Genomic DNA, 22763 nt, shown 5'->3' with positions numbered 1-22763 from the left:
GCCAACCATCCACCGCCAACCATCCGCCGCCAAACGTCCGCCGCCAAACGTCCTGAGCGCGTAACGATCTGCCAACACCCCCTTTTCACTCGGTTCACACACAAGGTGGAATGACGCACGACACAGAGGGGGGAACGTGGCGCGAATGACGCAGAGTGCACGGAGAGTTGCCCGCGCGGTGGCCGGAGGGGCGGATCCGCGGGCGGCGGTCGAGGGCGAGGTGCGCGGGCAGTTGGCCGAGTGGGGCGGCCCACAGGGGTCCCAGGGAATACCGGGCCCATCGGGCGCCCCCGGCTCGCCAGGCGCGGGCGTGGCGGCCGATTCCGGCGGGGGCATGGACGCCGCCGACTTCCCCGCGGCGCGCGACCAGGCAGGCGGCATCGACACGGTGATGACACAGCAGACGGTCGCGCTCGACGACGCGGGCGAGGCGTTGAACCGCAGCGAGCAACGCCGCGACAGGACGCGGCAGGTGCACGCGATCTGCCCGATGGTGCTGCCACGCGGGCGCTCGTTGCTGAGCATGCTCCCGGTGCTGACGCTGCTGGTCGCCGTGCTGGTGGGCGCGGCGGCCGTGGGGGCGAGCGGTTCGTCCGTGGCCACCAACCCCCTGTTCGGGGTGCACAGTTGGATCCTGGCGCTGCTCGCCGTGGCGTTCGTGTGGTGGCGGCAGGGCATGGTGATGGTGCCGGACGGCTGCCAGGCGTTGATCACGCGGTTTGGCAAGCTTGAGCAGGTGGTGGGCCCCGGCCGGGTGATCCTGCTCAATCCCTGGAAGCGCGTGTCCTACATCGTGAACACGACGCGCGAGTACCCCGTCAACACGCCGGTGCGGGAGGCGCCGACGAAGGGCGGGGTGAACGCGTCGATCGACCTGTTCATCCAGTTCCGCATCAGCGACCCGGTGGAGTTCGTCTACACGCTCGGCGCGGTGCGCGGGTTCGAGGAGAAGCTGAACAACGCGGTCAGCGAGACGATCCGCAGCCTCATCTACGAGCAGGAGGCGGCCGGCATCTACAACATGGTCGGCGAGGACAGCGGGCGGCTGATCGAGCAGCTCAACCAGCAGTTCCTGCCCGCCGTGATGCTGACCAACGCCAACATCACGCACGCCGAGCCGTCCGACCGCGCCTACCGCATGCACCTGGCCGCGCCCGAGATGGTGCGGGTGGCGAAGGAGGCGTACACGCACGAGTACGCGCTCCAGCTGCGCAAGGAGCAGGACGAGGGCGATCTGACCAAGGAGTTGGCGACGCGCCACGAATCGCTCTCCGCGATCCAGGCGGACATCGCCCAGTACCAGGCGCAGATGGACACGGCGGTAGAGCGGGAGACCAACAGGGCGGGCGCGCTGGCCAAGCAGCGTTATGTGCAGGCCGAGTCGGAGGCGCGGGCGAACGCGGCGCTGCTCGAGGCGCAGGCGCTCGACATCAGGGCGGTGACGGCGGCCGAGGCGCCCGAGATCCTGGAGTACCGCTACCAGCAGCAGGTGTTGGACACGCTGGAGCAGGTGGCGGACCACCTGCCGCGCCTTGTGCGCATCGGCGGCGACGGCGCCAACGGCGACGCGGGCGTCGACTTCCTGCGGCTGGCACGGGAGTTGGTGGGCGAGCACGGCGGCGAGCTGTTCTCCGAGGCCGACATGGCGGCGGTGCGCGACCGGCTGACCGAGGTCGGCGAGCGGATCGCGGCGCGCGAGGCGGAGATCGAGGCGCTGCTTGAGGCGGAACGGCCGACGGTGCCCACGGCCGACGACGGGACGGACGCCGCGGCGAACGGCGGGGCGGAGGACGTTCGATGAGCACGCCACGCACCCACCGCAGGTCGGTGATCTCGGAAGCGGTGGCGCCCTGGAGCGATGTCGCCCAGCTCCTGCGCGGCGGCGAGGCAGGGACGTTGATCCCGGTCATCATCCCGCGCCACCGCCGCAGGCTGTGGTGGCTGCTGCCGCTGTGGTTCGGCGTCTGGGCGGTGCTGGCGGGGGTGCTGCTCTCGTCGAAGGACGCGGACGGCGCGGGCGGCGTGGCGTACGGGACGCTCGCGGCGCTCTCGTACGGCGCGGGTCTGCTCGGCGTGCTGGGCGGGGTGCTGTGGTGGTGGCGCTCGTCGATCGTGGAGATCGAGCAGGGCACGCACGGCATCCTGACGCTGTACGGCGCGGTGGCGCGCACCCTTCAGGCGGGCCGCCACTATCTGTGGCACCCGTGGTCGCGCGTGGAGTTCGTGGTGGACACGGCGACCGAAATCCCTTATTCCGCACCGGTGATGGCGTGCCCGACGCGGGAGAACGTGCCGCTGCGGTCGATCGAGTTCTTCCTGAAGTTCCGCATCACGGACGCGGTGCTGTTCGTGCGGACCATCGGCGCGGGCAACTTCGACCTGGTGCTGTCCAACGCGGTGCAGGACGCGATCAGGCAGCGCGCCCGGCAGGTGCGGACCGAGCGCGCCTACGACCTGCGCGGCTCCGACGTGGGCGACATGCAGGACCTGCTCAACCGGCAGCTCTCGCACTACGGGGTGCGGATCACCGGCTGCAACATCCCCGATGTGCGGCTGCCCGCGCAGTACCAGCAGCACCTGGCGACCCGCGAGCGGATCGCGAAGGAGCGCGCGGCGTACGAGGAGGAGTGGGCGCTGGCGAGGAAGCGCCGCATCGACAGCCTCCAGATGGACATCGAGCGGGCGAAGAAGGTGCGCGACGCGCGGATCGTCGAGGTCAGGGCCGCGCTCAACAGGGCGCGCGAAGAGGTCGCCCAGCTGCTCGAGGAGCAGGAGACCAACGCGCAGCGCGTGCGGTTCGAGATCGAGACGGGCGGGCGCAGCGGGCTGATCGCGGCGGAGAACGAGGCGAGGGCGCAGCGCCGCCTGGCGCAGGCGTACCGGGACAACAGAGCGGTGCTGCAATACGAGTTGGCGCGCCGCAGGCTCGAAGTGGGCGCCGCGCTCGCGGGGAAGGCGCCGAGGCCGCTGGTGGTCAGCACGGACGGCGGCGCGCCGAGCGGGGACGCATCGGCGCTCTCGACGCTGGTCACCGCGCGGCTGCTGCGCGACGTGGACGGCGAACGGGCGGGCGGGGCACGGGAGTAGGGCCCCGTTCCGCACAAGGAGCGGCTCATACGACGAGGGGTTCGAACGCCAGCGGCGGGTCGGCGGCGCCGGTGGCGTTGGCCTCGACGATCCGCGTCCACGGGTGGTCGCGGCCGAGCGCGCGGCGCATGTCCGCGACGCAGCGCTCGGCGAGCGCCGCCGCCGCCTCGCGCTCCCCGGCCGCGCGCAGCACAAGGGTGTGGTTGGCGAGGGCGCCGATGGTGAAGGGGTGCGCGTCGCCGAGCGCGGCGCGGTAGTCGGCGAGCACGCGTTCGCCCAGGTCGCGGGCGCGGTCGAGGTCGCCGTGCGCGCGCTGGGCGAACGAGTAGCAGGCCGCGATGCTCAGCGCGAGGGGCGCGGTGCGGCCGAGGACGCGCTCGACGCGTTCGAGGAGCGCGGCCAGCGCGGCATGGCCGCGCTCGCCCATCTCCCGTGTGTCGGAGGAGAGTTGGCACATGGCGGCGTTCCACTCGGCGGCCAGGGTCTGCGGGTGGTCGCGGCCAAGGGCGGAGCGGTGCTCGGCCACGGTGGGTTCGAGCAGCGCGGCGGCGGCCGCGGGAGAGCCGAGCAGCCGCAGGTCGAGGGCGTGCGCGTTGTGGGAGGCCAGGGTTCTGCTGTGCCGGGGGCCGTGCACCTGTTCGCGGGCGGCGAGGTTGCGGCGGTCGAGGTCCAGCGCCTCGGCGTAGCGGCCCGCGAGGCGCAGCGAGGCGGCGAGGTTGTGGCGGGCGTTGAGGGTGCGGGGGTGCCGCTCGCCGACCTGCTCCAGATAGCGGGCCAGCACGTCGCTCCCCACGCTCATCGCCTCGTCGTAGCGGGCTAGCCCGCTGAGGTCGGCGCACAGGCCCTCGGCGGCGCGCAGCACGGTGAGGTCGCGGGGGCCGCGCAGGGCGGAGAGCCGGGCGATGACCCGCCGGTCAAGGCGCTCGGACGCGGCGTATGCGCCGGTGGCGCGCAACAGGGTCGCGTGCTGCGACGCCAGATCCCATACGCGCGGGTCGTCGTCACCGAACTCCCGCCGCCAGGCGTCCATGGCGTGCTCGGCGAGCCGGACGCCCGCGGTGTACTCGCCTGAGGAGTGAAAGTAGTTCAGGCAGTGGAAGAGAAGCCGGTGCATGGTGGCGTCGTGGCTGGTCAGCGCGCCGGAGGGCTCCAGGTGCGGCACGATCCTGGCGAACCCGGGCCAGCGCCCGGGGTCCCATGGCGCGCCGGGGTTGGCGGCGGCGAGCGAGCGGCGCACGGCGCGGGAGTAGCGGTCGCGCTGCGCGGGGGTCAGGCCCAGGCGGACGGTCCTGTGGACCATCGGGTGCAGATGGATGTGATCGCCGCCCTCTTCGCCGCTCCCCCCGTCGCCGCCGCCCTCGCCGCCGCCCGACTCCCAGCGGATGACGGAGTACTGCGTCAACGCGGCCACCGCGGCGGCCTCCCGCCGGGGGTCACGGACCAACGCGGCGCCCTCATTGGCCAGTTGGTCCTCGGGGATGCCATGGATCAGGTCGACGGGGATGGCGCCAGGGGCGAAGAAGGCGCATAGCCGCAGCAGTTCGACGGACTCGGGGACCGTCTCCTCGAGCTTGCCGAGCAGCAGCGTGAACGTCGCGAAGTACGTCATCGGGAAGTCGGCCGCGACGCGCGGCCCGTCCGGGCCACCGGGGACGGCGTCGCCGCCCAGCAGCGCGAGGTACGCGTCGACGGACATGTCCGCGTCGTTGAGCCAGCCAGCGGCCTGGTCGAGCACCAGCGGCATGTCGCCCAGCGTCTCGGCGAGCCGGTCGGCCTCGTCGGGGCGGATCCTGGGGGCGCGGCGGCGGATGAACGCGACGGACTCGGCGCGGTCGTAGAGGTGGACCTCGTGGACGGCGGCGTTGTACTCGGCCCACTCGCGATTCTGCGAGGTGATGATCACATGACCCGGGCCGTTGGGCAGCAGATCGGCCACGTCGCCCGGCTCGTCGGCGCCGTCGAACACCAGCAGCCACCTGGCGTGCGGGCGCCCCCGGCGCAGCGCGTCGGCCACCGCCCGCAGCCGCTCGCCGTACTCGGGCCCCGTGGCCAGGCCCAGGTGCGGGGCCAGCTCGGCGAGCCACCGCCGCACCTCGCCTCGCCGGTCGGCCGCCACCCACCACACGACGTCGTACTCGGAGGCGAAACGGTGGGCGTACTCGGCCGCGATCTGCGTCTTCCCGACGCCCGAGAGGCCGAGCAGGGTGATCACGGCGGCGCCCGGCTCTGCGCCCTGGAGCAGGTCGTAGACGCGTTGCAGGGCCCCCTCGCGCCCCGTGAAACGGGCGTTGCGCTGCGGCACCCTGCCCCACACGCTCGGCTGGGCGCCGGGGAAGCGCGGGCCCTCGGCGCGGGGGGCGCGCGCCGGGGGCGCGCCCGCGGGGGACGGCCCGAGCAGCGCGGCGAGGCGTGCCTCGGCCTCGGCCGCGCCGCCCCTCCACAGCTCGACAACGGGCCCGAGCGCCAGCGCCTCGTCGGGCCAGTCGCCCGGGCCGACCGCCACCAGGCGGAAGCGGTGCGCGTGGGGCGCGACGACGGCGCGCAGCGCGGCATTCCACTCCTCGACGTCGCGGCGGCCGAGCGCGACATATCGCTCGCTGAGCACGACGACGATGTGGCCGTCGACCAGCAGCAGATCGCGCAGCAGCTCGTCGAGGGGCGCGTCGGCCACGGCGGTCCAGCGCTGGAACGCGACGTGCCAGCCGCCGCGTTCGAGCCGGTCGCCGATCCAGACGGCCCAGGCGCGGTCGAAGCCCGCGAAGCTGATGACCACGCGCGCGCTCCGCACGGCGGCCCTGCGGATCAGGGCGCGCGCGATCGTGGTGACGGCCATGCCGGGCAGGCCCGCCGCGGCGGCGCCCGCCGCGATGGCGACGAGCAGCCGCAGCCAGCGCGCCTGGTCGGCGGCGGGCTCCATCCCGGCCTCGGCCTCGGGCGCCTCGGCGTAGGGCCCGGCGTCGGTCCCGGGCTCGGGTGCCCCGGCTTCAAGCGCCCCGGCTTCAAGCGCCTCGGCCTCGGCGGTCGCGGCGGGCAGGAGCACGACGGGCTCGGGGGCGCGCGGCGCGACGCGCTCCCCCGGCCGGTGAAGGGGCGGCGCGCGGTGGTCCGTTCCGTTGCCGCCGCCGATCGTGACGCCGAGCGGCACGGTGCGGAACGGGACGCCGCCCGCCGTCACCAGCGTCAGCAGCAGCGGGCCCTCGGCCTCGGGCCCCGGCGCCTCGTCGACCTGCGCGACAAAGCGCGCCGGGCCGTATGTCCCGCCGAACCGGTGCAGCACCACGGCGGGGACGCCGACCGCCTCGACGGTGATCCCGGGGCGGCCGTCGAGCATGCAGCCGATCTCGAACTCCTCCCGCTCGTACGGCCATGGCCCCGCCGGATCCGCCAACTCCAGGTCGACGGTGATGACATGGGCGCGCCCCGGCGCCATCCGGCGCGGCCAGCCGACGACCGGGCGCAGCGCGACCAGCGGCTCGGCCGCCGCGGGGGCGGGCGGCTCCATCATGGCGCCTCCCGCGGGTCGGGGGCGACGACGCGCAGGCTGGAGTCGGGGTGCCCGTAGTACACATAGAGGAAGCTGTGCAGGAACAGCCTGAAGTCCGCCTCCGCGCGCCGGTCCTCCGCATCGGGCGTGCGCCGGGCGCGCCTGGCGTAGTGGCCGCGGTGCCGGTGCAGCGCGTCGGCGAACCGCGTGGGCCCCTCCTCGGCCTCGTGCAGGAGCCGCAGGGCGAAGTCGTGCGAGTGGTTGAGGTCGATGTCGCCGACGGTCGCGATAACGGCGCTCGCGCCCCGGCGCAGGAACAGCTCGGGGAAGCCGCGCGCGCCGGCGCCCGGCCTGCGCGGGTCGCGCACGGTCCGGCCCGAGGAGCACGCGTTGAGCAGCACAGGCGCGCGGTGGACGTCGAGCGCCGTCATGGGGAAGTCGGTGTACTCGTTGAGTGACAGGCCGCCAAGCGAGAAGTGCCGCGACGCGGGCGAGTGAACGCCATGGCAGCGGATCAGCAGCAGCCCGAACGGCTCGACCGGCTGGGCGAGCCGGTGCATCAGCGCCTGGACGGTTCGGGTGGGCGGCTCGACCAGATAGCGCCCGAAGTCGTCGCGCCCGTCGGCGAACCGCTCGTCCTCCAGCATCAGCACGCCGCCCTCGCTGGCGTGCCGCTCGGCCGAGTAGGACCGGGCGCGGGCGCCGTCGTAGACGCTGACCCAGCGGACGACGGGGATCAACTCGCCCAGCCAACCCTCGCGTTCGGCATCCCCGTCGCGCCGCGTGGATCGCGCGGGCTGGTGGTAGAGCAGCTCCCAGGGGATGTCATAGGGGGTGTTGTCCCAGACGACAAGCCGCGGTTGGCCCGCGGCGGCCAGTAACTCCCGCAGCCACTCGCCGAGTCGGGTCTCGGGGAGCCACCAGTTCATGATGTCGTAGTACGCCGCCCGCCAGGCGCGCTTCCCCTCCCCCTCGGCCGCGGCGCGCGCGACCAGCGCGGCCAGCGACAGCTCGGACAACGGCCCCTGCACGGACAGCCGTTCGTCGGGCGCGGTCCGCATCGTTCCCCTGTGGTGCCAGCTCAGGGTGAGCCGTTCGCTGCCGCCGTGCGAGGTGGCGGTGACCCGCAGCAGGGCGACATCGGGCGGCAGCGCGTCGGCCAGGCCAGCGGGCCGCGCCTCGAACGGGCTTGCCGGGGGCGGGGGTTCGGCGGGGCGTTCGGCGGGGCGTGCGATGGGGCGTGCGGCGGAGGGGTCGGTCGAGGGGGCCACCGCTGGCTCGGCGGCGCGGTCGGCGCCGAGGAAGGCCCGTATCCCTGGCTCGTTCACGCGCGCTCCCCCGCCCCGGCGCGCCGCGCCGCGGCGACCAGCCGCCCGCCGAGCGCCTCGGCCAGCTCGGCGGCCAGCTCGGGGTGGACATCGGGCGCGGGGGCGATCACCACGGGCTCCGCCCTGGGCAGGGTGCGCACGGCGGCGGCCACCCGCAGCGCGTCGTTCACGCCCTCACGCCCGACGCGCCGCGGGGGCCGCCCGCTGAGGCTGGCGTTCAGCGGAACGTTGCCCCGCCCGTCCGTCACCACGACGAGCAGCGCGTGTTCGAGCGCGGCCCGCCCGTTGCGTTGCAGCCTGCGCAGCTCCTGCACCGCGAGGTCGAGGGCGTGGGCGAGCGGACTGGCCATCCCGGGCGGGCGGTTAAGGGAGGCGAGCACGCGCGGGTGGAGCAGCGAGTCCACGCGGTAGCGCTCGGCGGTCAGCTCGTCCGCGGCGTCCTCGTGCCCGAACTCCACGATCGAGACCGAGGCGTTGTGGTGGTACGACCAGCGCAGATGGGGCGCGAGGGCCGGGGCCCAGTCCCAGCCCGCGTGGCACGTGTGGTCCAGGACGAGCACCAGCGCACGGCCGCTGTCGGGTCGGCGGCGGTACTGGCGCAGATCGGCCGCGTTGACCAGCAGCCCCTCCGCGCGGCTCCCCCGCGCGCGGCGGATCCGCTGGAAGCGCGCGGCCTCGAGCAGCGTGGGGATCAGCGCCACATCGCGCAGGTCCCGGGCGGGCCTGACGCCGACGGGGTGACCGCGCGATGGGCCCGCGCCAGCGCGCGCCACTCGGCTCGCGCGGGGCGCGCGCAACGATCCGAAGCGCGGCAGCGCCTCAGGGTCGTCCTCCGGATAGGGCCCGCGGTCCCCGCCCACCGGGGGCGCGGTCGCGGGCTCGAGCGGAACGGGCGCCCTGCCCGCCGTGACCGGGCGCACCCGCTGCCCCCGCGGCGCCTGGACGGCCCCCGCAGACTCAAGTCCCCCCGCGGGGGCGGGAGTTCGCCCGTTCGTGGGCGAGGGCGCGGGATCGCGGTCGGCCTCCTCGCGCCCTTCGTCATCGGGCGGCGGCGCGGGCAGGCCGAGCAGCGCGGCGGCCTCGCGCACCGCCGCCGTGCCCACGCGGGCGCGCCCGGCCGCGCGGGCGAGGGCGCGCGCCGTCCTGGCGAGCGCCAGATCGCGGCGCCTACTCGCGTTCGAGGGCATGAGCGCGACCACCTCGCGGGCCGCCTCGGCGGTGAGGGCGGGCGGCGGGCCCGCCCAGGGAGGCGCGGGCCGCGCGGCCTGCGCGGCCAACGCCGTGCGCAGCAGCGTGCGATCGTCGGCGCGCGTCGGCGCGCGCCTCCTGAGCGCGCGCAACTCCCGATGCGCCGACGCCGCGTCCACCCGCACGGGGAAGCGGTCGAGCAGGTGCGGCGAGAGCCGCCCCGCCTCCGCCCGCCCCACCGCGGCCAGCCAGCGGGCCATCGGCCGCCAGCGCATGCTGTGCCCGAACAGCTCCGCCGCCGCCGCCGCGTCGGCGTCGAGCAGCGTGACCGCGGCCTGCGTCACCGGCAGCGCGGCATGGCCGAGGTCGGGCACGAGCACCACGGGCGGCGGCGCGCCCTCGCTTTCCACCAGCGCCCCCGGCAGCACCGCGAACCCCTCCCCCGTCACGCCCGTGCGCAGCCACAGGTCCTCGGGCGCCGCCCACGAGCCAAGCGTCACGACGCGGGGGCGCGCGCCGTCCTCCACGAGCGCGCCGTCCTCCACGAGATCCGCGAGCAACTCGCCGACGAGCGGCAGCAACGCGGGCTCCAGGTCAAAGAACAGCACGCCGCCGAGGCGGGGTTCGGCCGCCGAGCAGCGCAGCACCGTCAGCACCCGCGCCAGCGTCCCGCCCAACTCCCCCTCGGACTCTGGGACGTTGGAGACCTCTTCCGCCGCCACCGCTCAGCCCTCGGCGTTCGGCAGCGTTCGCGCCACCCGCGCGTCGTCATCGGCGGTCCAGGGCGGCAGCGTCCCCGACTCCCCGCGCCCGCGCCGGTGGACCAGCACCAGCTTGGCGACGCGGGCCACATGCCCGGCGTCGGCCATCGGCGCGCCCTCGATCGCGGCCAACGCCCGTGCGGCGCGCCCGAGTACGAGGTCGCCCCGGTGGCCCACCAGATCGAACGCGTCAGCGACCCTGGCGCACGCGTCGATCACGCCTGGCCCGTACCGCACGGCGGTCAGCCGGGCGCGGGCCGCGTCGAGCGCCCTCTTCTTCTCGGCGTCCCGCGCCCTGGCCTTGGCCATGAACTCCGAGCCGGGATCGTCGCGTTCGGCCTCGAACCGCAGCACCGTCTCCACGATGCGCCGCCGCTACTCCGGGTCCTCCTCGGGCAGCACATCGGCCACCAGGCCGAAGCGGTCGAGGAGTTGGGGCCGCAGCCCGCCCTCGTCCGGATTCATGGTGCCGACGAGCGCGAAGTTGACATCGTGCAACTCCTCGGCGCGGCCCTCCCGTTGAACGCTGAGCACGCCGGTGGAGACGACATCGAGGATGATGTTGACGAGATAGTCGTCGAGCAGGTTGATCTCGTCCACGTACAGCATGCGCGCGGGCGACTTGGCGGCCTCGACCAGCAGCCCGTCCTCGGGCTCGGCCGCGCCCCGCATGAGCTTCTTGATCTGCCAGCCGCCAAGCACCCGGTCGTCGGTGGCGCCGATCGGCAGCGTCACCGGCAGGCGGCCCACCGTCATCATGGTGAACGCCCGCACCGTGGTCGTCTTGGCCGTGCCGCGCTGCCCGGTGGCGAGCACGCCGCCGACCGCCTCGTTGACATAGGCGATCTCCAGCGCGGTGCGCAGCTCCCGGTGGCCGACGAGCAGCGAGTAGGGCAGGATCATCGGGTCGTTCCTCCGGCGGGGCCCTGGTCGGGGGCCGTGTCCTGGGTGGGTTCAGGGGCGTAGCGCACGGCGGGGTCGAGCGGCACTCCCTGCCGCCACAGGTCGGACAGCTGGGCGTTGAGCGCCCGTTCGGGCAGGGGCCCGGTGGGGCGTTCGAGGCACAGCGCGCTCAGCAGGTCGAGGCGGTGCAGGTCGAACGCCACATGCACCGCCTCGCCATACGCCGACGCCGCCCGCACCGCGCCCCCGTAGGCGAGGCGCGCGGCCGCGAGCGGGATCAGCGCGAGCGCGAGCCACCAGCCGCAGCGCGCCAGCAGCAGCGCGGCGGCGAGCCCGGTCACGGCGAACACCGCCGCCATCCTGGCCGCCGCGTCGAGCGCGTCGCGGCGGTCGTCGACCACCGCCCTGGTCTCCTCGCCGAGCACGGGGTAGAGCCGGGGCCAGGCGGCGACCGCGTCGAACCCGTAGGCGCGCCCGGCGCCGTCCTCGATGGCGGCCAGCGCGTTCCCCAGCGCGGTGGGGCACACCAGGTGGTCAGGCAGCGGAAAGCGCCGGCGTAATTCCGAGCCCGCGCGCCCGGCGCGTTGCACGCGCTCCTCGGTGAGCGCCCCCGGGTCCGGCAGTGCGGCCTCGGCGGCGAGGGAGCGCTTCCTGGCCAGCTGGCGGCGCGTGGCGCGTCCGGCCCCGAGCCCCAGGCCGAACGGCCGCGGCCAGTCGCCCTCAAGCAGCCGGACGAGACCGAGCTGGAACGGCTGGAGCAGCACCGCCACCAGCGTCACCCCGAGCAGCAGCGCCACCGCCTCGCCCACGCCGAGCGCGCCCGCGGTGGCCCACGCGTCGTCGAAGCGCGGCGCGCCCCGGCGGGCGCTCCCAGCCGCGCGCCCCGGCCCAGCCGAGCACCAGCAGGAACAGCGCCGACGCCAGCACCGGCAGCTGGCCGACGGCGAAGAACCGGCGCCCGCCGCCGAGTTCGGGCGGCGGCCGCACCGCCGACGCCAGGCTCATCTGCGCAGCTCCATCGGCCCATGCCGCTCGTCAGGGCAGACGGGCACGGCGCGTTCGTCGTAGAAGCTGCGCGCCTCGGCGGCCCCGCAGCCCGGCGTGGCGCAGTCGAACCACACCGGCCTGTAACGCCCCGACCGCCCCGGCAGCCCGGCCCGGTCGCCCGCCCCCCACTCGGCCGCTGGCCCGGCCAACCCCTCGGCGGCGCGCAGGCGTCGGGGCGTCGCCACGCCCACGTCGCGCCCGTCGAGCCGGAGCATCACGCCCTCGATACCGGGGCGCGCCCCGAATAACTCCGCCAGCCTGCGGCTCACCTCGTCGGCCCGGTCGTCCGGATCGAGGTCGAGCGCGGCGCCGAAACGCGTGGCAGCGGTGTCGATCAGCCTCCCGTACAGGCCCCGCGCCCGGTTGACATCCGTGTCCACGATCACATCGTAGGAGGTGAACGGCGCGTGGCACCCCGTTCCGCCGAACTCGAGGCGGCGGAACGCCCCGCTGGCCAGTAGCCTCCCTGCGTGCGTTACGCCTACCGCTGCGAGACCTGCGACTCAACGGCCCCGGCCCGGGACACGGGCGTGGAGGCCGCGGTCGACCGCGACCACCACCGCGAGGAGCACCACACGACGTCCTGTCCCCCGATCGACCTGATCGTGGACTTCCCCCACGCGGGCGGCACGGCGAGAACGGCGGCGCACTTCCTGGTCGTCGGGGTGATCATGGGCGTGATCCAGGCCCTCGCGATGTGGCTCCAGGCGTCCCGCCGCCTCCACACGGCCATAGCCCTGACCGCGGCGTTCGTGATCACCCTGACCCTGGCGATCGCCTGGCTCTGACACCACATCGTCACGGACTGATCACAAGCGGAGCGATTCCGAAGCCCAACCCGGCTCTTTCCTCGACGATTTCCCGCACCCCCACACTCGCCACCATCGGAGGGGGAGCGCCCCCATGGCCCAACCCACCCTGCCACCCGCCCCGTCGTGGGCCGCGCCCCGCTGCTGCTGACGCACGCGGCGGTGGGCGTCGCCTGCCTGGCCATCGGCTTCGGCGCGGGCCTCACGCGAGCGGACGACGACGCCGCCCCGTCCGCCCCCTGGGCCCGAGCCGTCGCGACAGGCCAGGCCCGCGGCGTCGCCCTCGCCCTCGCCGGAGGCGGAGCGGGACTCGGACCTCACGGCGGGCGAGGCGGCCCCGGCGTACTTTGACGACGGCCACGAGGAGATCGCGGGCCGCCTGGCCCCCGGCGTGACGGAGACGAAGAACGCCGACTGGTCCCTGTCCGGGGAAACTACGGCCGCGACATCGTGGTCCAGGTCGCCCACTGGAACGAATCGGTCGACTTCCTGTCCCCCGACCCGGAATGGCTGATCACGATCACCTGGCCACGCACCACGGGCTACGGTGGCCCGGAGATCTGCTGGCCCGCTCGCCACCGGGCAGCCTGCCACTCGCCCACCTCAGCGGCCCGCTGCCGGGCCGCCGCGAGCAGCCGGAGCAGTGCCTGACCACCTCTCCGATGCCGTCCCCGCCCACCGTCCATGTGCTGGACCACTGCGACGACAGCGCCCTTGACTCCCCGATCCACCGCTTCCCGCTGCACGGCCTTCAGTTGCGGTGCCAGCGAGAAGTCCGCCCTGACATCCATACACGTGATTGTGACCGTCGGGTCGGACAACTCCCCTTGAAGGACCGGCTCCGCAACAACGTGGGTTGCTTCCCGGTATCGAAGTTGGCGGCAGGGGCACGCGCCTCCGTCACACCTGGTCACCATCGCACGAGGGCAACCACGTCGGCCTCACGAGTTGTTCGAGCTGATGTACGCCGGTCGCCGCAGGCTCCTTGGACTACACATCCGCGCACGTGGGCAGCGGGCCTGTCGGCCCGCCGGGGGACGGCCAGCGGGAGCGGGGCGTTCGTCGTGTGCGGGGGCCACCTCACCCTGTGCGGCTCTGCCTCGAACTGTACTTCAACGCCCGCCCAGAAGGCTTTCGCGCCCACTTCCTGACAGCGCTCGTCAACGCTTCCCGTGCATCGCTGAGCTCAGCGGCGGCCCGTTCACGCGCCTCCTCGCGCTCAGCTTTCCTCTCGTCGAGCTTCCTTCGGGTGTCGGCCGAGATGAAAAGGTCGTCGATCAAGTCATCCGAGCAGTACTCCGCACGCACAAGGGACTTCCGCACCGGAGCCGGGTCGGGCTCGCCTCCTTGGTCCTGTTCGGCGTAGAACGCCCTCAGCTCTTGACGCGCATACGACGCAGCGCCCTCACCCATGGGAATGCCGGTCTCGTCCTCTTCGACGCTCGCTGCGGCCCTTTCCCTGGCGACCGCCCGATCCAGAAGCGCGAGGCGATCGAAGTACGGGTGAGAGGCGCGGCTGCGAGGGCCGAGCTGCCGAAGAACATCCGCATGGACGAGGACGGACTGCAAGCCCTCGAAGTCATCCTTCTCTGTGGTCAGCCGGACCCGTGTGACAGCCGACTCGTAGCCAGGGCCGGGCGCTCCGTCGTTCCGCCACACGTCGGTCGCATCGAGTAAGTCGGCAAGGGCCTCGAACGTGCGGTCGGCGTGTGCGGCACGCCAAGACGTACCCGTCGTGCGTAAGGCCGCCCAGGAAGCGACCGAGGCGGTAACCAAGGCGGCGAGGAGCGCCGCAACGACAGTCATGTAGTCCACGCTCGTCACCATGCCATGGACAAGGAGTACGAGCCGGAGGCTTGAGGAAGTTCAGAGGCAGTCCTGAGATCAGCCACCACCTGGCGATAAACGCCCCACAATGGGATAAGCGAGACCTATTGCCCCATCTTCACAACTGCAGAATCATCCCATGCGGGCTCCATCGCCCTGTGAGGACGGCGTAGTCGTGGCGTGGCGGCACTAGAACGGCTCCTCGGGATTGCTCCCGAGGAGCCGTAAAACTCGCTGACCTGCGTCAACGCGCTGTGCCCCAGGCAGGATTCGAACCTGCGACACCCGCTTTAGGAGCGAGGCGGGGCAACGCGTGCACTCACCTGCGGTTCTCCCACCCTTCTCAATCCCCGCTCCGCTCGCCGACGTTCCCCCTCACTCCCCCCTCTTCCCCGCCCGACATGGCACGGACGTGGCACGGCCCCACAGACGGCCCGAGGGCGGTGGAACGGCTTTGGCCGGTGGCCTGCCCGGGTTGGGATCGAGCATGGCCAGGGGGCCGTACGCTTGCTGGCAACTCGGGCAGGCTTGACCCTGCCCGCAATGTGTCCGAGTGGCCCCCTGGTCTTGCTCGATGCGGGCCCCGGCCCGGGGAGGTGGGTAAAGCCGTGGAACCGACCGCCCCTGGCGCGACGGGAGTCCCCCGTTCATGGCCCATCTTGCTGCTGGTGCGCGGGCGGCGGGCTCGGGCCGGAGCGGGGCGGAGACAGGAGCGGCGGCCCGGGGGCCGCCGCTGCCGCGCGCGCCGCGCGGATGCGCGGCGCCTTGAAGACGTGAGGAAGGTTGTAACTCAACGGGCCTCGGTGGTGGGGTCGGTGAGGGTGAAGTGGTCAAGGCGCATGACGAGTTGGGCGGCGATGACCCACTGTATGGCGGGGTTGTCGAAGGGGATGCCCGCGGCGTCGGTGAGGACGGGGTGGGGGTGGCCTGGGCGGTAGAGGGCGCCGTGAACTCCGACCGGGGTCCAGGAGCGGACGCGTAGGGCGACATAGCGCTGTCGGAGGTGGGGGCAGGCGCGGACCGAGACGGACGCGCAGGGTTGGCAGACCGGGGGGTGGGTGGTCTCCAGTCCTTGGGGCCAGGTGCCGGGGGCGTCGGGTGCTTCGCCCATCAGCCACAGGACGCCGTGGTCGTTGCGGTCGGCGGGCCTGCCGCAGACCTGACAGAGCAGACCGGCCATGGCGACGCGTTGGCGGAGGGCGTGGACGGCGCCGAATTCGGGTTTGCCTTTGCCGGGGGTGGAGGGGATGCGGCGCCACAGGACGCCTCCGGTGTCGCGGTCGTAGGAGCGTTCGTCGGCGTAGGCCAGGCGGCCTCGGCGTTCGATGACTCGTACGTCGGCGGGGCGTTCGCCGCTCCACTGGGTGATGTACGGGACCACCCCCCTGGTGGTCACTGCGGGACTCGTCAGACATGCCGGATGGTTGGGCATGTGCGTCTTCTCCATGCTGGTGGGCTGGGGTCGTTGGCCGGGGCGTGGCGCCTGGCTCGGCAGGGGGCGCGCGGTGAGGAGGTAGCGCAGGGCGTCTTCGTGGATCGTGTGCGCGTACATCCCGCCCGTGGCCAGGACGTCCAGGGCGTATTGGTGCTCGTTGTCGTCGTGAAGCCAGGACTCGACCGGTCGGCGGTCGGGGCCGTCGAGCTGATCTCCTATGTGAATGGCGCGCTGTCGTAGCCACCTCAGGGCCAGGCGCGGGCTCGATGCCGGATGGGAGCTGAGCCAGTGCGTGTGACCGGTCGTGGCGTGAAGGGCTATCGCTTCGCACCAGTAGCCGGGCCGGAGTGCGGGAGTCGCTGCCGGGTGCATTGCTGGCTCAGGCGACGGGGCGGAGTTCGGCAGTGACGGTGTGGCCGTGGTTCTCGGTGTGGTGGATGACCACCTTGGCGGCGCAGGCTGCGACGACTTCGAGTCCGCGGCCGTGCTGAGCACTGGTGTCGGGGTGCTCGATGCGCGGATGGGTGGTGGCGCCTCCAGCGTCAGTGACCGTGATGGTCACGGTGCCTGCGGCCTGGTCGATGGCGAGGGTGAAGGTGCTGGTCGCGCTGGCGGTGTGGGTGATGGCGTTGGCGCCCAGCTCGGTGACGATCAGTGCGGCGTCGTCCGCGTGGGGATGGTTGCCGAGGATGTCGCGGGCCCAGTGGCGGGCTCGGCTGACCTCCTCCGGGAGTCCTGTGAAGGTACGGCGGTGGGTCGGCATTACGTTCCTCCGTCCGTCGTGACCTGCGGCTTTTCGCATCGGGGTGCGCGGTTGGGCTGACGCGGACCGCTAGGAGACGTAGAATTAGTACTAGCACCGTACCCAATGTACGCTCAGCGAAAGTATGCCATCGCACTTTTCGTGCGGGTCGTTGGCCGCTTAGCGTGGCTGAGGCGCGGTGCCCAACCGAGACGCCGACGAGAGAGGAACCGCCATGTTCGGACTGATGGTGCGCTTCACCTGCAAGGACGAGACAGCGGCAGCCGCGTTCGATGACCTGGTGGCGCGGACCGGAGAGCAGATCCGTGCGAACGAACCGGGAACGGTGATCTACACCGTCCACCGCGTTGACGGGCAGCCGCTTCAGCGGATCTTCTACGAGCTCTACCGCAACGTCGCCGCGTTCGAGGCCCACGAGTCGCAGAACTACGTGATCCACTTCCTCGCTGAACGCAGCCAGTACCTCGCCTCGACCGAGGTGGACCGTCTGGACTTCGTGTCCGGCAAGGGCGTCGACGTTGAGCGGTGAGGAGTACGAGAAGGCGCTCGGGCGCAAGATCGCCCGGCACCGGAAGCGGCGCGGCCTGTCACAGAAGGAGTTCGCGGGCCTGCTGGACCGGTCGGAAGCCTGGGTCTCGCAGGTCGAGCGGGGCGTTCGCCGCATCGACAGGATGACCGTCCTGGAGAAGGTTGCCGAAGTCCTGGACGTGCCGGTCGCCGAACTGGCCGCCGAAGCGCCGATCGTGGCGTCCGTCGTCGAGGGGGAGGCGCCTGGGGCGTCACGGCTGCGGCTGGTGCTGAGTACCGCGCACTCGCTGAAGGCGATCCTCGGGCAGTCCGAGCCCCCGGACGTTCCCGCGCTGCGGGCCGGGGTGGATCGGGCGTGGGCGCTGACCCACGAGGGCAACTACGCGGACCTGGCCGAGCTGCTCGAGGGCTTGGTGCCCCAGCTCGAATCCGCCACCCGGGCCGGGGCTTCGGAGGAGGAACGCGCCGAGCTGTTCCGGCTGCTGGCGTCGATGTACCACACGTGCAGCGCCGCCCTGGCGAACATGGGAGAGCCGGAAGCGGCCTGGATCGCCGTGGACCGCGCGGTCGTCGCGGCCGAGCGCGCGAACGACCCGCTGTTGATGGCGGCCGGTGAGTTCCGCCTGTCCATCGTGTTCATCGGCGCCCGCCACTACGGCCAGGCCGCCCAGGTCTCCGGCAGCGCCGCCGACGCCCTGGTGCCACTCGCCGAGTCCGGCGAGTCCGACGCCGTGGCACTGCGCGGAGCTCTCACCCTTCAACGCGCCCTGGCCGCAGGTCGGTTGAACCAGGCCGAGGAGGCGTACGAGCATCTGCGCCTGGCCAAGGAGCTGGCCGAACGCGTCGGCGACGGGCGCAACGACTACAACACCGAGTTCGGCCCCACCAACGTCGCCCTTCATGAGGTCGCCGTGGCCGTGGACCTGGGCGACGCGGGGGTCGCGCTGCGGGCGGCGGGGACCGTTGATCCGTCCGGCCTGTCACCGGAGCGGCAGGCGCGTTTCGGCATCGATCTGGCCAAGGCACACACCCAGCGCAGGCAGGTCGACGACGCCGTCACAGCCCTGGTGAACGTCCGCCGAACCCTGCCGGAGATGTTCCGCGCCAAGCCCGCCGTCAAGCAACTCGTCGCCGATCTTCTGGCGATGAGTCCGCTGCCGTCCGATCAGCTCCGGGCTCTGGCGAGCGAGTTGGGCGTACAGGAAGTGCGGACCGGCAGCTGAAGTGGCGCGCGCGGTGACACGACGAAGGGCCAGCGTCAGGGATCAAGCCCCTGAGCTGGCCCTTCGCTATGTGCCCCAGGCAGGATTCGAACCTGCGACACCCGCTTGAGGAGTTCAACTGGACACCACGCCCGCCCAGTGGGCACGGCACCCGGCCGTCCCCCGCAGTCCACATCAATCCGCCCTCATCCGGGCCCGTTGATGTCAACGATGGATGTCACGCGCGCCGCGCCCCTGGGTCACTTCCTGCGGCGCTTGGCAGCCTTCTCCGCCTCACGCTTCCTGCGTCTGGCGATAGCGTAGGACGTCCAGGCGCCCTGGTGCTCGCTGCATCGGGACGTGCCCTTCATAGGCGGCCGTGTGCAGGCACCGCCGCCCTTCCTACGTGCGCCACACTTGAATACCTGCTTCGCCAAACCGCATCCTCCTCGGTGCTCTGTGACAGGCCCGGCGGGCACCGGACCCGACTCGCCACCCTGGTCTTCGTCGCGCACGACAGGCAGGGCGCACAACCGGTCGCTGAGAGGCCCAAGGGCGCGTTCGCTCCCGAGTCGAACGCGCCTCCCTCGCCAACCGGCAAGGCAGGCGGTGGTCACTTCGCGCCATGATGAGGCCGTAGAGCTGTCTGCGGGCGCGTGACCGGGGGTAGCGTCGAAGGATCACCGGGCCTGGAGGTGCGCTGGATGGCGTCGGAGTTCACGGAGGACGTGGCGCGGGGCATTCTCGCGGAGGCGTGTGCTGCCGCGGGGCTGGACGCGGGCAGGGCCGAGCTGCTGCGGCTGGGGTCCAACGCGGTGTTCCGGCTGACCTCGGCCCCCGTGATCGTCCGGATCGCCCAGGATCCGAACGCCGCGGAGGAGATGAAGCGGGGCGCCGCGGTCGCCCGGTGGCTGGAGGCGGAGAACTACCCGGCGACCCGCCTCGTTCCCGGCCTGGCGCAACCGGCCGTGGTCGGCGGTCGGGTGGTGACGTACTGGGAGAGCGCTCAGGACCGGGTGGAGTATGTGCGGCTGGATGAGCTGGGTGATCTGCTGAGGCGGCTGCACTGGCTGGACGAGCCGGAGTCGCTTGGCCTGTCGTACTACGATCCGTTCTCGCGTGTGGCGGCGGGGCTGGCGGCGTTGACCGGGGTGTCCGAGGACGAGCGGGAGTTCCTGGAGCAGCGCGCGGCGCGGCTTCAGAAGGATCTGGCCCGGGTGGACTTCGTGCTTCCCTTCGGGGCGATCCACGGTGACGCGAACGTGGGCAACGCGATCCGGCACCGGGACGGGCACGCGATCCTGATCGATCTGGACAGCTTCGCGCTGGGGCACCGTGAGTGGGATCTGGTGCTGACGTCGCTCTACTACGAGCGGTTCGGGTGGCACACGAAGGCCGAGTACGAGTCGTTCGTCTACCACTACGGCTTCGAGCTGAGGAACTGGCCGGGCTACGAAGTGCTCGCCGACATCCGTGAGTTGATGATGACGCTGTGGCTGGGCACCCGGACGTCGGGTGACCCGAAGTTGGCGGAGGAGTTCCGGCGTCGGCTCGACGCGTTGCGCACCGACGGCAGTCGACGCGACTGGCGGCCGTTCTAGGCGAAGGGCTATGGGCGGGTGGCGAGCCAAAGCCGGTGTTCGGCCGCTTGCTCTTGGAAGTCGCGGGTCGCCGCGGTGTCGCCGACGTGGGCCAGGTGCTCGCGGAACTCGGTGAGGTAGCTGACGCAGCGGGCGGACTTGAGCTGTTCGCCGAGGTCCAACGCATCCAGCGCCACCCGGCACGCCTCCTCGACGTCACCGGCGCGGAGGTGGGCGTCGGCCAGGACCATGGTGGCGAAGAAGTCGCTGCGGATGTGGGAGCCGCTCATGGCGTTCTGGGCGTGGGCGACGGCCTGGCGGGCGCTGTTGACGTCACGGAAGCAGTGGGCGGCTTCGGCGGCCAGCTCGGCTTCGTCGAAGTAGGTGATCCACTCGGGCTCGTCGGCGTTGTTGCGGCTCTCCAGCGCTCTGGTCGCCTCGGCGAGCGCCATCTCGCAGGCGCGGGCGTCTCCGGTGCGGGCCAGGGCGCGGGCCTCCATCGCGTGGAACTGGGCCATGAGCGTCGGCGTCGCAACGCGGGCGATGCCCATGCGGGCGGCGCGGGCGAGGGTTGCGGCCTCGGTGTAGCGGCCGAGGAAGGTGGCCTGGTGGCTCATGGCCGACAGGATGCTTCCGGCGAGTCGGCGGTCGGCGCCGTCCTGGGCGAGCCGGAGCGCCTGGAGGAAGTACCGCTGCGCCAGGCCGTGATGGCATGCGTCGTAGGACATCCAGCCCGCGAGGAGCGTGGATTCGGCCGCGGTGGAGAACAACGCCCGCCCCACCGCCTCCTTGTACTGGCCTCCGAGGAGCGGGGCCACGTCCCGGCTGAGGTACTGGATCACGGAGTGCCGTGCGTGGTCCCCGCCGAAGCGGTCGTCCAGTTGCGAGAACAGGTCCGTCGTGGTCTTGATGGCCGCGACATCGGCCAGGCCGACACGCAGCCCGCTGCCGCGCTCGGCGGCCAGGGGCGCGGGGTCGGGCGCCACGAGCCAGGTCACGGATGCCTCGTGCCACGTCGGCTCGGACGGCTGTGACGTCAACAGCGGCTCATAGCCGTTGAGGTCGGCGCGCCAGAGCTGGGTCACCGTGGCGATGGCGCTTTCCACCGTCGCCGGGTAGCCGGTGTCGAGTAGCCGCGCGTCGTGGCCGCCGAGGTGGCTCAGCCCCAGCTCGGCGGCGCTCATCCCCAGGGCCCGGGAAAGGATGGGTCCGTAGAACTCGTCGGGAACGCTGTGACCGTTCTCCCAGCTGGCGATCCGCCGCTTGACGCTGGCGTCGGCGGGCAGCGACCTGCCGTGCCGGGCGGCGGCGGTGCGCATCTCCCGGACGAGCCGGAGCTGCCCCCAGCCGCGGTTCCTGCGGGCCTGGCGCAGGAGATCCCCGGCGAACGCGGGACTGTCGGTCATGGTTCGCCTCCTGCCTCGGCCGTTCCTCCGCTGGCATCTGACTGTACGGAGTCGAAGCCTCACTGTGAACCAATTCCCGTCTGCTATGGACCGCTTGGCCGGTGACGGGGGATGACGCAGACGAGTGTGACGCGTCATCCCCCGTCACCTGCCGTCATCTCCCGGGGCCCAGCCGGGGGCGCCGAAGCTGGGTGCACGGCGGCCGTCGGGGTCGTCCGACTGGCTCGGAGTGAGGTGAGTGGGCGTGCAGATGATGACGCGGCGGGGGCTCGGCTGGCTGTCGGAGGCGGCGGACCTGCCGGAGCATTGCCGCGAGGTGTGGGCGGACGACCCGCGCCGCCCCTACGCGCTGCCCACGGGCCGCGTCTTCGACATGGTGGTGCTTGAACAGCGGGTCGGCGTAGAGACGTTCGACCAACTGGAACGCCACCACATGCCCATCGGACCCGTCATGGCGGACTGGGCGACGCGGCAGATCGGCTTCTTCCTCGTGCCCGGCTCGCGCGAACGGTTCAAGCGCACCCTCTCCACCGAGACGGCCGAGCCACCCGCCTACCGTTACCTGGGAACGGACTGCGTGGCCGTCGTCCCCGGCCCCATGCCGCTCTCCGGCGACCGCTACACCTGGCTGCGCGCGCCGATGGTGCGCCTGGACAACGCCCCCACGCGCGCCGTCGCCCTGGCCGCGATGCTCGTCGCCGCCCACGAACTGGTCCGCCGCGCCGACCGATACGGCGAGGCGCTGTCACGCCGTCCCGCCGTTGCCCGGGGAGAGGAGCCCGGCCATGACCGGTAGCGACGACGAGCCGCCGATGGACGCGGCCACCTGGTCCCCGATCCACGGCCGCGAGTGGTACGCCGCCCGTGAGGCGGTTGCCGGACTGCGCGATGTCCTGATCGCGGCCGGACTCGACCGCGAATTCCCCTACCTGCGAGCGGACCTGAACGCGTTCGGCATGGGCCTGATCGAACTCGGCCGCATCTCCCCGGAGACGGCGGAACGGCTGGCGGAGCTGCTGCGCCTGGCGCTCACCTGTCAGCAAGAACACCAGGACATCGGCGGACTCGGAGGAGGGACGACATGACCGACGCACGAGGAGTCTGCGCGAGAAGCGCGACGGATCTGAGCGTCAACGCGCCATACGTCCGCGGCTGGGCAGAGGCCAAGCGGGCGGCCGACAGATTGGCTGAGCAACTCCACACCCTCGACCTGGACGCCCTCTTCCCCCAACTCAAGGCCGACGTCAACGTCTTCGGAGAAGGCATCGTCCGCCTCGGCACGGTCCGCCCGGCGGCGGCCGAGGCCCTGGCGACCCTGATCATGACCGGCCTGACCATTGAGGCGCTGCGCAATGCCACGCCCGAGGATGTTCCCCGGCCGACGGCCTGATCCACTCCCGCACTCCCGTGCCGCT

Annotated in this window: 22 protein-coding genes; 11 read left to right on the top strand and 11 right to left on the bottom strand. The window is 72.6% G+C overall.

The window, feature by feature from the left end; genetic code table 11:
* Positions 1-136: 136 nt before the first annotated feature.
* Both DEH69_RS16155 and DEH69_RS16150 read left to right on the top strand, forming a co-directional pair.
* Positions 137-1801, top strand: coding sequence for an SPFH domain-containing protein (locus tag DEH69_RS16155; RefSeq protein WP_113687677.1), 1665 nt, complete (start codon positions 137-139; stop codon positions 1799-1801).
* On the top strand, positions 1798-3087 hold the full coding sequence (locus DEH69_RS16150) for an SPFH domain-containing protein (RefSeq protein ID WP_113687676.1): 1290 nt from the start codon (positions 1798-1800) through the stop codon (positions 3085-3087). Before DEH69_RS16155 ends, DEH69_RS16150 begins: the two co-directional genes overlap by 4 nt.
* A 25-nt stretch (positions 3088-3112) precedes the next feature.
* On the opposite strand, the gene fxsT is transcribed toward DEH69_RS16150, so the two are convergent.
* From fxsT to DEH69_RS16110, 7 genes are all read right to left on the bottom strand, one after another.
* Positions 3113-6592 (bottom strand): FxSxx-COOH system tetratricopeptide repeat protein, encoded by a 3480-nt coding sequence (fxsT, locus tag DEH69_RS16145; protein WP_147255621.1) that lies wholly within the window; start codon positions 6590-6592, stop codon positions 3113-3115.
* Complete coding sequence (locus tag DEH69_RS16140) at positions 6589-7899, bottom strand: CHAT domain-containing protein (protein ID WP_113687674.1); 1311 nt, start codon at positions 7897-7899, stop codon at positions 6589-6591. Before DEH69_RS16140 ends, fxsT begins: the two co-directional genes overlap by 4 nt.
* Positions 7896-9809 carry a hypothetical protein gene (locus DEH69_RS16135; RefSeq protein WP_113687673.1) on the bottom strand — a complete coding sequence of 638 codons (1914 nt, stop codon included), beginning with the start codon at positions 9807-9809 and terminating at the stop codon, positions 7896-7898. The genes DEH69_RS16140 and DEH69_RS16135 overlap by 4 nt, the downstream gene beginning before the upstream one ends.
* Before the next feature lie 3 nt (positions 9810-9812).
* The gene (locus DEH69_RS16130) at positions 9813-10202 is read right to left on the bottom strand and encodes a hypothetical protein (RefSeq protein ID WP_147255619.1); all 390 of its coding nucleotides are present in this window, start codon (positions 10200-10202) and stop codon (positions 9813-9815) included.
* A 21-nt stretch (positions 10203-10223) separates the two neighbouring features.
* Positions 10224-10751: an AAA family ATPase gene (locus DEH69_RS16125; RefSeq protein WP_113687671.1), complete on the bottom strand. Its 528-nt coding sequence runs from the start codon at positions 10749-10751 to the stop codon at positions 10224-10226.
* Positions 10748-11560: a hypothetical protein gene (locus DEH69_RS16120; protein WP_113687670.1), complete on the bottom strand. Its 813-nt coding sequence runs from the start codon at positions 11558-11560 to the stop codon at positions 10748-10750. The genes DEH69_RS16125 and DEH69_RS16120 overlap by 4 nt, the downstream gene beginning before the upstream one ends.
* 192 nt (positions 11561-11752) lie before the next feature.
* Positions 11753-12178, bottom strand: a complete 426-nt coding sequence (locus DEH69_RS16110) for a hypothetical protein (RefSeq protein WP_147255617.1) — start codon at positions 12176-12178, stop codon at positions 11753-11755.
* A gap of 90 nt (positions 12179-12268) precedes the next feature.
* On the opposite strand from DEH69_RS16110, the gene DEH69_RS16105 reads away from it, so the two are divergent.
* Both DEH69_RS16105 and DEH69_RS31020 read left to right on the top strand, forming a co-directional pair.
* Positions 12269-12586, top strand: a complete 318-nt coding sequence (locus DEH69_RS16105) for a hypothetical protein (RefSeq protein ID WP_113687667.1) — start codon at positions 12269-12271, stop codon at positions 12584-12586.
* 147 nt (positions 12587-12733) lie between these two features.
* A complete protein-coding gene (locus DEH69_RS31020; protein WP_147255616.1) occupies positions 12734-12958 on the top strand; it encodes a hypothetical protein in 225 nt (74 codons plus the stop codon).
* 729 nt (positions 12959-13687) lie between these two features.
* Here DEH69_RS31020 and DEH69_RS16095 read toward each other — a convergent pair.
* Positions 13688-14422, bottom strand: a complete 735-nt coding sequence (locus DEH69_RS16095) for a hypothetical protein (protein WP_147255614.1) — start codon at positions 14420-14422, stop codon at positions 13688-13690.
* 802 nt (positions 14423-15224) lie between these two features.
* The gene (locus tag DEH69_RS16090; protein WP_258534705.1) at positions 15225-15830 is read right to left on the bottom strand and encodes a hypothetical protein; all 606 of its coding nucleotides are present in this window, start codon (positions 15828-15830) and stop codon (positions 15225-15227) included.
* A 144-nt stretch (positions 15831-15974) separates the two neighbouring features.
* Between DEH69_RS16090 and DEH69_RS32770 the strand changes: the two genes are divergently transcribed.
* The gene (locus DEH69_RS32770; protein WP_258534704.1) at positions 15975-16109 is read left to right on the top strand and encodes a hypothetical protein; all 135 of its coding nucleotides are present in this window, start codon (positions 15975-15977) and stop codon (positions 16107-16109) included.
* A 139-nt stretch (positions 16110-16248) separates the two neighbouring features.
* Here DEH69_RS32770 and DEH69_RS16085 read toward each other — a convergent pair whose 3' ends face one another.
* Positions 16249-16632 carry an ATP-binding protein gene (locus DEH69_RS16085; RefSeq protein ID WP_113687664.1) on the bottom strand — a complete coding sequence of 128 codons (384 nt, stop codon included), beginning with the start codon at positions 16630-16632 and terminating at the stop codon, positions 16249-16251.
* Positions 16633-16846: 214 nt separating this feature from the next.
* Here DEH69_RS16085 and DEH69_RS16080 point away from each other — a divergent pair, with 214 nt between their 5' ends.
* From DEH69_RS16080 to DEH69_RS16070, 3 genes are all read left to right on the top strand, one after another.
* Complete coding sequence (locus DEH69_RS16080) at positions 16847-17161, top strand: putative quinol monooxygenase (protein WP_113687663.1); 315 nt, start codon at positions 16847-16849, stop codon at positions 17159-17161.
* Complete coding sequence (locus tag DEH69_RS16075; RefSeq protein ID WP_113687662.1) at positions 17151-18383, top strand: helix-turn-helix domain-containing protein; 1233 nt, start codon at positions 17151-17153, stop codon at positions 18381-18383. The genes DEH69_RS16080 and DEH69_RS16075 overlap by 11 nt, the downstream gene beginning before the upstream one ends.
* Positions 18384-19066: 683 nt before the next feature.
* Entirely contained in the window at positions 19067-19963 is an 897-nt protein-coding gene (locus tag DEH69_RS16070; RefSeq protein WP_113687661.1) for an aminoglycoside phosphotransferase family protein, read from the top strand.
* A gap of 8 nt (positions 19964-19971) precedes the next feature.
* On the opposite strand, the gene DEH69_RS16065 is transcribed toward DEH69_RS16070, so the two are convergent.
* Positions 19972-21261, bottom strand: coding sequence for a hypothetical protein (locus tag DEH69_RS16065; RefSeq protein WP_181727458.1), 1290 nt, complete (start codon positions 21259-21261; stop codon positions 19972-19974).
* Between the two features lie 337 nt (positions 21262-21598).
* Here DEH69_RS16065 and DEH69_RS16060 point away from each other — a divergent pair, with 337 nt between their 5' ends.
* From DEH69_RS16060 to DEH69_RS16050, 3 genes are read left to right on the top strand one after another with little or no spacing between them, the layout of a single operon-like run.
* Positions 21599-22144, top strand: a complete 546-nt coding sequence (locus DEH69_RS16060; protein ID WP_258534711.1) for a bifunctional DNA primase/polymerase — start codon at positions 21599-21601, stop codon at positions 22142-22144.
* A complete protein-coding gene (locus tag DEH69_RS16055; RefSeq protein ID WP_113687659.1) occupies positions 22134-22433 on the top strand; it encodes a hypothetical protein in 300 nt (99 codons plus the stop codon). Before DEH69_RS16060 ends, DEH69_RS16055 begins: the two co-directional genes overlap by 11 nt.
* Positions 22430-22738: a hypothetical protein gene (locus DEH69_RS16050; RefSeq protein ID WP_113687658.1), complete on the top strand. Its 309-nt coding sequence runs from the start codon at positions 22430-22432 to the stop codon at positions 22736-22738. Before DEH69_RS16055 ends, DEH69_RS16050 begins: the two co-directional genes overlap by 4 nt.
* Positions 22739-22763: the final 25 nt, after the last annotated feature.

Source organism: Streptomyces sp. PT12 (assembly GCF_003311645.1).
Classification (GTDB): Bacteria; Actinomycetota; Actinomycetes; order Streptomycetales; family Streptomycetaceae; genus Streptomyces.
The sequence above is the reverse complement of the archived record's forward strand: the minus strand, read 5'-3'. Positions and strand labels throughout refer to the sequence as shown.